General features: G+C 46.3%; 10 protein-coding genes. 2 read left to right on the plus strand and 8 right to left on the minus strand.

Going from position 1 to position 11,575, the window contains the following annotated elements; all coding sequences use genetic code 11:
* Nucleotides 1–17: 17 nt before the first annotated feature.
* The 5 genes from mpl to ACLWNV_RS09460 are packed head-to-tail and all read right to left on the minus strand — an operon-like array spanning nucleotide 18 to nucleotide 6,046.
* Nucleotides 18–1,427, minus strand: a complete 1,410-nt coding sequence (gene mpl / locus ACLWNV_RS09440) for a UDP-N-acetylmuramate:L-alanyl-gamma-D-glutamyl-meso-diaminopimelate ligase (protein ID WP_413584127.1) — start codon at nucleotides 1,425–1,427, stop codon at nucleotides 18–20.
* Between the two features lie 38 nt (nucleotides 1,428–1,465).
* Entirely contained in the window at nucleotides 1,466–2,527 is a 1,062-nt protein-coding gene (locus ACLWNV_RS09445) for a serine hydrolase domain-containing protein (RefSeq protein WP_413584129.1), read from the minus strand.
* The gene (locus ACLWNV_RS09450) at nucleotides 2,527–3,459 is read right to left on the minus strand and encodes a S66 peptidase family protein (protein WP_413584131.1); all 933 of its coding nucleotides are present in this window, start codon (nucleotides 3,457–3,459) and stop codon (nucleotides 2,527–2,529) included. Before ACLWNV_RS09450 ends, ACLWNV_RS09445 begins: the two co-directional genes overlap by 1 nt.
* Nucleotides 3,456–4,748 carry an adenylosuccinate lyase gene (purB, locus tag ACLWNV_RS09455; RefSeq protein ID WP_413584133.1) on the minus strand — a complete coding sequence of 431 codons (1,293 nt, stop codon included), beginning with the start codon at nucleotides 4,746–4,748 and terminating at the stop codon, nucleotides 3,456–3,458. Before purB ends, ACLWNV_RS09450 begins: the two co-directional genes overlap by 4 nt.
* Nucleotides 4,745–6,046, minus strand: a complete 1,302-nt coding sequence (locus tag ACLWNV_RS09460; protein WP_413584135.1) for a hypothetical protein — start codon at nucleotides 6,044–6,046, stop codon at nucleotides 4,745–4,747. Before ACLWNV_RS09460 ends, purB begins: the two co-directional genes overlap by 4 nt.
* A 372-nt stretch (nucleotides 6,047–6,418) precedes the next feature.
* Here ACLWNV_RS09460 and ACLWNV_RS09465 point away from each other — a divergent pair, with 372 nt between their 5' ends.
* Together ACLWNV_RS09465 and ACLWNV_RS09470 are read left to right on the plus strand one after the other, a co-directional pair.
* Nucleotides 6,419–7,030 carry a glutathione peroxidase gene (locus ACLWNV_RS09465; RefSeq protein ID WP_413584136.1) on the plus strand — a complete coding sequence of 204 codons (612 nt, stop codon included), beginning with the start codon at nucleotides 6,419–6,421 and terminating at the stop codon, nucleotides 7,028–7,030.
* A 128-nt stretch (nucleotides 7,031–7,158) separates the two neighbouring features.
* Entirely contained in the window at nucleotides 7,159–7,950 is a 792-nt protein-coding gene (locus tag ACLWNV_RS09470) for an outer membrane beta-barrel protein (protein WP_413584137.1), read from the plus strand.
* A gap of 22 nt (nucleotides 7,951–7,972) precedes the next feature.
* Here the strand turns inward: ACLWNV_RS09470 and ACLWNV_RS09475 are convergent, their stop codons facing one another.
* From ACLWNV_RS09475 to era, 3 genes are read right to left on the minus strand one after another with little or no spacing between them, the layout of a single operon-like run.
* A complete protein-coding gene (locus tag ACLWNV_RS09475; protein WP_413584138.1) occupies nucleotides 7,973–9,340 on the minus strand; it encodes a sodium-dependent transporter in 1,368 nt (455 codons plus the stop codon).
* The gene (gene der / locus ACLWNV_RS09480; protein ID WP_413584139.1) at nucleotides 9,340–10,689 is read right to left on the minus strand and encodes a ribosome biogenesis GTPase Der; all 1,350 of its coding nucleotides are present in this window, start codon (nucleotides 10,687–10,689) and stop codon (nucleotides 9,340–9,342) included. Before der ends, ACLWNV_RS09475 begins: the two co-directional genes overlap by 1 nt.
* Entirely contained in the window at nucleotides 10,667–11,575 is a 909-nt protein-coding gene (gene era, locus ACLWNV_RS09485) for a GTPase Era (RefSeq protein ID WP_413584140.1), read from the minus strand. The genes der and era overlap by 23 nt, the downstream gene beginning before the upstream one ends.

The raw sequence follows: 11,575 nt of genomic DNA on the forward strand, positions 1-11,575 counted from the left end.
TCTCACCGGGTTTTTTATTATTCCAAAGCTTTAAGAAGTTTCGTGTAGATCCCGTCAAATCCGCCATTTGACATGATCAGAATCACATCTCCGCGTTTGGCGCGGGATTTTAATGCTGCCACGATTTGATCTGCACCATCGAAATCCTCAGCAGTGACGCCAGAGGATTTTAAGTCGGAAATCAACTCATGGGACGAGAAACGATTCTCGGCATCGATCTTTGACTGATCAAAAGCTTTTGCCAGCATAACCTCATGTGAACCTTTAAACGCTTCCACATAGTCTTTTTGGAAAACCTTACGGCGTGACGTCGCACTTCTTGGTTCAAACACCGAGAACACTTTTCTGCCTGGATATTTTTTCTGAATACCTTTGACCGTTTCACGCACCGCCGTTGGATGGTGGGCAAAATCCTCGATCACTAAAATACCATTGGGCTCGCCCAGAATTTCCTGACGGCGTTTGACGCCTTCAAAAGACTCCAGCGCAATTTGAATTCTGTTTTCAGAAAAGCCCAGGCATTTGGACATTGCAACCACAGCCGTCGCATTCAAAATATTGTAATCGCCCGTGATCTGCATGTTGTAAGGCCCAAGAATTTCACCTTTGTGATGAACCTCAAAGCCCACGCCTTTTTCATTCTGGAAAAGAACTTTGGCTTTGAAATCCGAATCAGCAGCAAAACCGTATGTGAAAGAGTTCTTTGCTTTGCAAAGCTTACGAAGTTCCATGACGTTTGCATCTTCCGCGCACGCCAACAGAGTTCCCTCTGCAGGAATCAAATGCATGAGTTTTGCAAAAGAATCTTTAACCGCCTGCAGGTCTTTATAAATATCCGCGTGGTCAAATTCCACGGAAGTCAGGATGACATGCTTTGGTTTGTAGTGAACGAACTTTGGAACTTTATCAAAGAAAGCGGTGTCGTATTCGTCACCTTCGATGACAAAAAGATTTCCCTCAGGATTCTTGAAACTTTGAGAGAAATTTTTCGGAATACCGCCGATCAAAAAGCCCGGCTTCTTACCCGCATTTTCCGCCACCCAGGACATCATCGATGTCGTCGTGGTTTTTCCGTGAGTACCGGAGATCACAACGCTCTCGCGATTTTCAATGATGAATTCACCCATGGCCTTCGGTAGTGAGGTATAGGGAATGCCCAATTTCATCAATTCCTGGGCCTCTTCGTTACTCGCAGAAATCACATTTCCCACGATAACGAAGTCAGGTTTAGGATGAAGATTTTCAGCCTTGTATCCTTTTTGAATCGTGATCCCCAGGCTTTCCAGCTGAGTCGACATCGGAGGATAAGGATTCATATCACTTCCCGTGATCTTGAATCCGCGGTCTTTTAGAAGACCCGCCATGGAGGCCATCGCAGTTCCGCAAATGCCCATCAAGTGAATATGACTACCAGGTTTTAAATCCATTTATAACTCCTGCTTTAGCTTAAGCGACGGCCGCCGCCTTAAACTCCAGATCTTCTGTAATTTTCAACAATCCAATTGTGAATCTCGGAACGCAATTTGGCAAAGGCCTTATTATCAGACCCGTACAAAACTCGATTCGAAAGGATGTTCACACTCATGTCCAGCTTTGGATCATACCAAATAGAGGTTCCTGTAAAGCCAGTATGACCAATAGAATCCAGTGAGAAATAGCTTCCGCAGCTCGCAGCCCCCGGCGTCGGCATCATATAACCCATTGCCCAGTCACCCTTGCCTTCAGGTAGAGCCCGTTTGGCAAAAAGCTGCGCCGTCTTTTGACGGATGCTATAGCGGGCGATACCCAGCAATTGGGAACGCAAATGCAAAGAGTACCAGCCCAAGTCATCGATACTGCCAAAAAGACCAGCATGCGTGGAAACGCCACCAAAAGACCAGCAGTTCAAATCATGCACTTCGCCCTGCACCAGTTTTTTGCGAACGGGACATTCCTCTGTGGGAGCGAACAAAGACTGTTTAACCGTGGAAGTATTGTTCGGATGAAACTCTAAAGTAGTTCCAGCATAGAATTTATTTTTGATATCCACCCAGACATCCAGCAATGGCTTTTCAAAAATAACTTCCAGAATATAACCCAAAACAATGAAACCCACGTCGGAGTAAACTGCGGTTTCTGATTTTTCAAGTTTCAAACCTTTGACGATGTCACGCAGTTGTTCGCGACGCTTTTCCAAGGGCTGATTCATGTTGATTTCCTGATAGAACGGCATCCACCAAGGAAGTCCAGAGCTATGAGTTAATAGCTCGGTAATTTTCGTCTCTGGAGATTGAAACCAAGGCAGGAATTCAGAAACTTTGGTTTCAAAATTCCACTTACCAAGTTCGAAAGCATACATCATCGCCTGCTGCGTGAAGATCACTTTGGTCACGCTGGCCAGATCGTAATAGGCGTAAGTATTGCCCACGGACACGTCACAAATAATACGACCACCCTGATAGGCGCGAACCATCACGCCCGGAGTTGTATCACGAATACGCTCTTCAAGTTTTGCGATCAGATTTTTTTCCAATACTGAGAATTTCATTAGCCTCTTCCTCCTGAATCAATGGAGAGCAATACCTTGCCGTTTTGCTGCTGCAAAACGCATGAAGTGTTTAAAGGTACTGGTCTCTGAATAACATCGTGGCCTGCTTCCAATCCCTGAAATACAGGAATATCAAGATCATCAGACCAACGTTTAAATACTTTTTTAAAATTATTGGTATTTGTTCCGGGTTCATTGCCGCCAATGAAATCACCCAGAATCAATCCGTGACACTGCTTAAACACGCCCGTCTGGCGCATATGCTCAAGCATCTTATCAATGCGGTAACCGCGCTCACCAGCGTCCTCCAGGAATAAAAACCTGTTCTTAGCCTGAATCTGCCAGGGAGTTCCCAGAGTCGTTTGCAACACGGACAAGTTGCCACCAACGATACTGGATTTTAGAACTTTTATGTTACGTGCTTGAGCATTCAAAGGTTTAAGCTTTTTAAACTCAATGCCTTTATCAGGACCGAATAAAATACGGTGCAGTTCTTTTTCATGTTTGGCGGAAACCTGTCCGCGTCCCAGGCGATCCAGCAATGGAGCATGCAAGGTGCTCCAACCCCACTCCTGCGCAAAGAAGGTGTGCAAGGAAGTGATGTCACTGATGCCGATTAAAAGCTTCGGTTGTTTTGGCTTCTTAAGTTTAGCCAGCATCGGAAGCAGGCGATTACTGCCGTAGCCGCCACGCAAACACCAGATGACGTTTGAGTCTTTAGATTCAATGGCCGCTTTCAAAAAAGCAAAACGCATCTCATCTTCATGAGCATGTAAAAAATGGGGCTTGATAATATTCTTCGGGATTCGTGGCTGTAGTTTCCACTTCAATAAAAAATCCCGAGCGCCATCCACTTCTGGAAGCTGTACCGGATAACCCGGCGCCACTACATCAATGATGTCGCCTTCTTTAATAAAATCCCAACGTGTCATTTTACTTTTACTCTTTTCACGATGTCTTTGATGGCTTTCTTATGCTTTTTGCCGGTAAAGATTTCTTCGATCTCTTTTGGCTTTAGCAAAGCGCGCGCTTCATCGCTGGTCATCAGTTTATCTTTCAGGTGTTCGCCGTAACCCAGGGCATGACAAAGACGCTGAACCAAAACATAAGCATCTTCGCGACGCATTCCTTTAGCCACCAACGCCAAAAGAACGTGGGAGCTGTAAAGCTGCCCTTGAGAGCTTTCGATATTATCCAGCATGCGCTTTTTATTTACTTCCAAACCATCCAGCAAAACGCTCATGCGGTAAACTGCATAGTCAGCGACAATAAAAGCATCCGGAAAAATCACGCGCTCCACAGAGGAGTGACTGATGTCACGCTCATGCCACAAAGCCACGTTCTCCATAGCGGAAACCGCATAGCCACGAAGCAGTCGGGAAAGTCCGGTGATATTTTCGGCACTGATCGGGTTCTTTTTATGAGGCATCGCTGACGATCCCTTTTGACCCTTGGTAAAGCCTTCAGTCACCTCGCCCACATCACTGCGCTGCAAATGACGAAGCTCGACAGCAAGTCTTTCAAGACCGGTACCTACCATCGCCAACGACAACATCATTTCTGCATGACGATCCCGTGGGATCACCTGCGTTGCGATGGGTTCAGGTTTTAGCTTTAGCTTGCGGGCCACCATGGCTTCAACTTTCGGAGACTGACTTGAATACGTTCCGACAGCACCGCTCAGCTTACAAATATTCATGTTATCCAAAGCTTCTTTCACACGCTTTTTGTTGCGACGAAGCTCTGTTAAAAATCCGGCCATTTTAAAACCAAACGTTGTCGGCTCTGCAAACATTCCATGCGTGCGGCCTGCGCACAAAGTTTCTGCATGCTTCGCAACCAGAGTCTGCAAAGATTTTTCCAGGCGAATCAGTGAAGCCATCAATACCTGACCGGCTTCACGTACCTGTAAACTGAATGCAGTATCCAGGACATCAGAAGACGTCATTCCAAAATGAACGAACTTCCCATGCGGACCGACGTTTTCTGCAACATTCGTCACAAACGCGATGACGTCGTGTTTGGTTTCTTTTTCGATTTCATTAATACGCTTTACATTGAAGCGCGCGTTCTTGGTGATGGCTGCTGCCGCCACTTTCGGAATCAAGCCCAATTGAGCCTGTACCTGCGCCACTGTCACTTCAACCTGCATCATTTTACCGAAGCGTTGATCTACATCCCAAATAAGGCCCATCTCCGGGCGGGTGTATCTTTCGATCACAGACCAGCTTCCTTTCTTTTCTCTTTCTGTTCTTTCAACAGTTTTTCTTTCCACCAGTTTTGGATGTGCATCAAGGAAAGCTCACTGCGCGCAAACATCGCCGTCCACGCAAAGTGCGGCCACACTTCAGGCCCATCCAAATGCAGATTCCCATGGGACACTCGACCGCGGCGGGAATTTTGCCTTGCTGAAAACACCGGGAAGCGCGGAGCCCCCAGTTGTGCATAAGTATAATAATATTCCTGAGGGAAACTTAAGACTTCCGGCTGCGCCAAAGAAATACGACGCAACAAAATCTCTTTCATGCGCAAACTACGATTCGTCAGATATTCTTTATTAAAACGCTGCACGGTTGGAATTCTCATCCAAACGTCAAACTGCTCCGCCGAAGATGTTCTTTGCAGAACCATCATATTCTCGTGCGTCCACGGCGAATTCACATCATCCAAAAGCACCGTGTGCAGTGGAAGCGAATCTCTTTCCGAACATGGCTGAATGGAAACACGATAGCGAACCCAGCACCACTCAGATTCAAGCGGACCTTCATTAAAGAAATACTTACCCAGACGATCATTCAGGAAATAAGTTTCCTCGCTGGAAAGCATCCAAACCAATTGTTCAAGCTTCAATAGACCCTGATTCTCACCAGCAATCTCAAGCCCCGTAACAGTTTTACCCGCACCAAATGAAGCATCGACAATCTTCTGAGGCTTGATAACTTCCACACCCTTTTCACGCAACCACTGAAAAGATTTTTCCAGCCCATCTCGCGTAGCCTGACGAACCAAAAACGAAGAAAACAGAGGCAAAGCCTCCCCTTCCGTCGCCGCCAAAGCATTAGGTTTAAAAGTAGTCCCCGCCAACTGATGCGCAAAATGCAAAAGCCAACTCTGATCAAAACTAAAAGAAGAAACGTTACGACTAACAGCTCGTTGCAGTTTCTCATTGGCCGTAGAAAGCAAAACTTCTTTAACATGAGGACTTAACTTTGAGTTATCAATCTTGAATTTTGTTAGAGGCCCCTTACACTCAAAAGGACCTTCCGGAAGCCACAACGTAAAACCATTGTGCAACTCCTCAAAAGAATCGTCAGAATACAAACGCTCCATCTGAGATTCATTGATTCTCTCGTTTCTAAAAAAACCAAATGGTCCTTCAAGATCTTCAGAAGGCCAAACACCCAGCTTAGATGAAACATCAAGCAAAGTAGTCTTAATACCTTCACGAGAAAGCGCAGCCGCCAACCAATGGCCCCGACCAAAAGCAGAAACAATAACTATGGGACTGCGAAGCTCCATCTAACACCCCAAAAAGTAGCTAAGATATTCAAATTAATTAGAAATTCATCCCACCACCAAGTCAAAGATTCGCACCGCGACATAGAGGAAAAATGCCTCCCCAAGAAGATCACTTGAAGGGCGGAGAATGGGGAGACCCCACACGCAGCGACCTCCGTCGGCGCAGGATGCGCGAACCGGCAAAGCCGGCGACGGTGAGCCACGGATGGCGTGTCGCGGAGTGCGGGGTCTCCCCATTCTCCGCCCTTCACGCGGTTGCTTTGTTTTTAGGCATTTTTCCTCTGTGTCGCCGTCGCACCATTGGAGTTGTTTTTCAACCGCGATGAGGGGATGATTTGTTGTTCATGGAACATCTCACAGTTTGGAGAGGTTATGTTTAGAAATTCTGCTTCCTTGATTTTTGGTACTGCATTGGTTTTGGGTTTGCTAGGTTCTTCGGTTGGATTTGCTGAAGAGAAAAAGTCTTCCGAAGCCGTGAGTTCTGAGGCGAAGCCGCAGAGTTTTTATGAGCTTTCTGCGAATGATATTTCGGGGAAGAAGGTTAATTTTTCCACTTATCGTGGGAAAGTTATTCTGGTTGTTAATACGGCTTCGCAGTGTGGATTCACTCCGCAGTTGAAGGATCTGGAAGCGCTTTATAAGAAGTATGCGGATCGTGGATTTGTGGTTTTGGCATTTCCTTCGAATGATTTTAAGCAGGAAAAAGGCGACAACACCGAGGTTCAGACTTTTGCTAAAAAAGAGTATGGGTGTACGTTTCCGTTTTTCGACAAAGCTCCTGTAACTGGTAAGGATAAACAGCCGGTTTATCAGTTTCTGACCGAGCAAAAACCGGGTTTGATTTTTAAGGATGTTAGCTGGAATTTTGAAAAGTTCCTGGTGAATCGCAAAGGTCAGGTGATTGAGCGCTGGACTTCGATTACCAAACCTTCTTCGGATAAGGTCGTTTCTGCCATCGAAAAGGCTCTGGCCGAACCTCTTTAAGCGCCGCATACGGAAATAGGACCTGGCACCTGTTTCAGTTTGAGACACTGGTGCAATCATTGGGTCAATTTGCTAATTTTCCCTGAAGTTTTTGACAGTTTCACTCGATAATAGACTTAGGGGGAACTGTGAAAACCACCGGAAATATTCTACATTCTGGCCTTCTTGCTTTATTGCTTGTGGCGGGCCTTTCTTTGACTGCCACTAACGCCCACGCTGAAAGCCTGGATCAAAAACATTATCTTATCGCACAATCTGATCCAGACGAAGCGTTTGATCCTTTTTCTGACTACTCTGAGTTTGATGAAGATTCTGATGAAGAAGCTGACGTGAACTTCTTCCGTAACGGCCGCTTCCTGACTGTGGGTCTTGCCGGCGGTTACCGCGGTTTCACTGGCAACTTTGCTGATCAGTATTCTGCAGCACCTTCTTTCGGTTTATATCTAAGCTATTTCTTTGATTTAAGTTTGGCGATGACTTTGGGTTTTCAAACTGGTGACCATGCGGTTAAGTTTGGAACCATCGACGGTGGTGGCAATCCGGGTCCGACTTACACAGGAAATGTATCGATCACCTCGATCAACTTTGACTTAAAATACTACCTGAACACGCAAAACGTGACTCGCGGTTTGGCGGATTTAAATCCGTACATCCTGGGTGGTTTCGGTCAGTTCTATCGTACCTACACGATTTCAGGCATTGATTCCTACAGCCGTGACTCGACGATGGGTTTTGATATCGGTGCGGGCGTCGAGATTCCTTTGATGCGCAAGAAAGCCTATCTGGGCCTTCAAGCTGCTTACCACTACGTGAATTTCTCCGACGAGAGCAAAACCATCGTGGATAACACCTACAAGCTCGACAAAAATCTTTCGGGTGACTTTTATGACTTTACTTTCATCCTTGGGATGAACTTCTAACAGACATCCTAGGGATGAACTTCTAGAGTTCCTGGAACCAGGCGATAACCTGCAGTGTATAACCAACAAGGATCACTGCGGGTGCAACCCACTTCAAGATAATAATCCAATGTGAATACATCGAATAGCTAACGAACTTATCGCGATCGATAAAGCTGATCTCTTTGTCTTTTTCTGAAGTCCCTTTGTAAAACGTAAACAGAATCCCCAAAGCCACCAATGGCAGCAACCAGTTGATTAAGAGTGAATCCAAAGACTCAATCAACGAGTGACCGGAAATTCGCACGGTATTCAGCACCGAACTTGAAAGCGCCGGGAAAATCGCCAGCGACAGCGCCGCCGCACCAGAATACCAAGTCGCCTTTGTGCGCTCGACCTTTTTATAACGATCCACAAGATTGGAAACCACGACTTCCAACAGACCAATACTTGCATTCAGTGCCGCCAAATACAGGCAGACAAAGAATACCAGACCGAACAAGGACCCACCGGGAATCCCCAACAGGTATCTTGGCAGAACTTCAAACATCAAAGCAGGATCAGTCAACGGCACATTGGAGGCCTGAAATGCCACCGGGAAAATCATAACCACGGCCAATAATGAAATGACCGTATCCACTAAAGCCACGCGGAAACCAGCTGTTGGAACGTGATCCTCTTCGCGAAGATAGGACCCAAAGGTCACCATCGTTCCGAAACCCACAGAAAGCGTAAAGAAAACGTGCCCCATCGCATGCCCCAAAGAGGACAGCGTCAGTTTGGAAAAATCAGGATAAAACAGGAAGCGCATCACTTCGGGAGTCGATGGCAAAGAGAAAGACTTAAACAACAAGACTGCAACCAGCACAGCGAAAAGCGGCATCATATAACTGATCCACTTCTCCAGACCTTCTTGCACACCCTTTAAAACCACAACAACCGTGATCAGGATGTGCGCACTGGCAAGCATCACCTGCAACCACCCATTCGACATCAAAGCTGCCAAATTGGTTTTATTGGTGGCGCCTTCAGCATCCAAAAACAGCGACACGAAAAACTGAGTCATGAAATGCAGAACCCAGCCACTGATCACCGCATAATACGAAAACACGATCACGCTGAGGATCACCGCCAAACGCCCAACCCAGCGGAAGGAGCGACTGGTTTTTTGACCCATCATATCTGTGGCCACGATCACGGAGCGGCGGGTGTTCTTACCCAGCATCAATTCCGCAATCAACATTGGCGCGCCGACAGCTAAGGACAGGAATACATAGAGGAGGATGAAAGCTCCTCCCCCATTTTCGCCCACGACATAGGGAAAACGCCAAAGATTTCCAAGACCGCAGGCAGAGCCCACGGCCAACAGGTAAAATCCAAAACGTGTTCTCCACGAGCCGCGTTTAAGCATTATTCCTCGATGTTCGCACCACGGCGGGATTTCATACAGAAGATACGAATTGGCAATCCGTGAAGATCCCATTTCTCTTTGATGTGCTTAATCAGGAAACGACGGTAAGAGTTCGTAACCCCATCCGGATGATTCGCAAACGCGATGAATGCCGGAGGACGTTGGTATGTCTGAGTGACATAGTAGAACTTCACGTTCGTAGTACCCCAAACCGGAGCTGGAGTTTTACGGATTGTTTCAAAGAAGAAGTCATTCATCTCGCGAGTCGGGATACGGAAGTTGATTTGTTCAGAAACCTTTTCGATCATCTCGAACAAGTCATCAATACCCTGACCGGATTTAGCACTTGTAAATACGATATGAACGTCAGTAAAAAAGTGGAACACGCGCTCACACTGTTCACGGAACGTTTTACGGTATTCTGGAATTTCCGCGCCACCGATATCAGATTTATTGGCAACCACGATCACGCCTTTATGGTCTTCCAAAATGGATTGCATAATACGCGCATCCTGATCCGTTGGACCTTGAGTACCGTCAATCATCAAAAGGATCAAATCAGCACGACGGATAGACTCCTGGGATTTAAATGCAGAGATGATCTCAAGATCTTCTTCACGACGACGGGATTTACGCAAACCCGCTGTATCCACCAAAGTATAGTTCTTATCATTGTAAACGAATGGAGAATCCACCGCATCGATCGTCGTACCTGCAATATCAGATACCATCATACGGTTTACACCCAGGATACGATTACAGATGGAGCTCTTGCCCACGTTCGGTTTACCCACGATCGCAATCTTCATGCCTTTATCGTATGTAAACGTTTGCTCAGGGATCTGATCTACAACCCACTCCAGGATCTGACCGATACCGCGGCGTTGTTCAAAAGCTGCGGAGACAATGTCGACACCGAATTCATAGAAATCAGTTTTCGCCATTTCCTCGTCCTGGGAGCTATCAACTTTATTGATAACCAAAAGGAACGGTTTACCCGTTTGTTTCGCCACACGGATAATATCGCGATCTTCAGGAATCAGCCCGGCACGACCATCCATCACCGCAATGATGTAATCCACAGAGTGCAGGAATTCAGAAACCTGTTCCTTGATAAGTTTGGAGAAAATATCACCGGCTTCAGTGATACCACCGGTATCGATCAAATCAAATTGCTTACCCCAGATATCAACAGGCTCGATCATGATATCGCGAGTAACACCCGCCTGGTTTTTAACCACGGCTTTACGGGTTTCAGTGATGATATTGAAAAGCGTTGATTTACCAACGTTGGGACGACCAATGATCGCCACCTTAGGAGCAAACTCAGTCCTCTGATTCTGTGACATAACCCAACTCCTTCATAATACGCTTATTATCAAACCACTCTGGTTTCGCCTGAACTTTCAAATCCAGGAAAACCTTCTGATCCATCAACTTTTCAATTTCTTTACGGGATTCCATACCGATTTGCTTGATAACGGTAGCACCCTTACCAATCACGATCGCTTTTTGGCTTTCACGTCCCACCAAAATCTCAGCGTAGATTTTTGGCAAAGAACCCGTCTCATCAAATTTTATGATACGCACAGCGATTTGGTACGGAACTTCCTGATGAAGATTCTCGAAACATCTTTCACGGATGATTTCACAAGCCATGTCGCGAACGTTTTCGTTCGTAAACATCTCAGTGTCATACAGCGGAGCTGGTGATACCGGCAAAATCTCAAGGCATTCCATAAGAATTGCTTCACGCTCTTCCAGGTCGCCTTTATAAGTTTTTGCAGAAACGGAAATGGCTTTACCGCCTTTTTCCTCGATCATCTTTTTCAAAATCAAAACACGGTGAGCTTTTTCCTCGATATCGGTTTTAGTAACCACACCGATCCACGGCTTTTTTGAAGCGGCAACCAGATTAATGATTTTTTCCGCATCATCAGCTTTGGATTCATCAACACTCACTACAGCCAAAAGCGCATCAGAGTTTCTGATAACCTCTTCCGCCTCTTTTGCCAGGAATGCATTCAAACCCTTATCGGCTTTGATCAAACCCGGAGCATCCACAAACACAACCTGACCCGCGTCGGATGTCCACATCCCCAAAATACGACGGCGTGTTGTCTGCGGCTTAGCAGATACGATCGACACTTTCTCATCGACAAGGAAGTTCATCAACGTGCTCTTCCCGGCATTAGGCTGCCCGATTAATCCTAAAAATCCTGCCTTGTAACTCAT

It is taken from the genome of Bdellovibrio sp. HCB274 (assembly GCF_047306075.1).
Classification (GTDB): domain Bacteria; phylum Bdellovibrionota; class Bdellovibrionia; order Bdellovibrionales; family Bdellovibrionaceae; genus Bdellovibrio.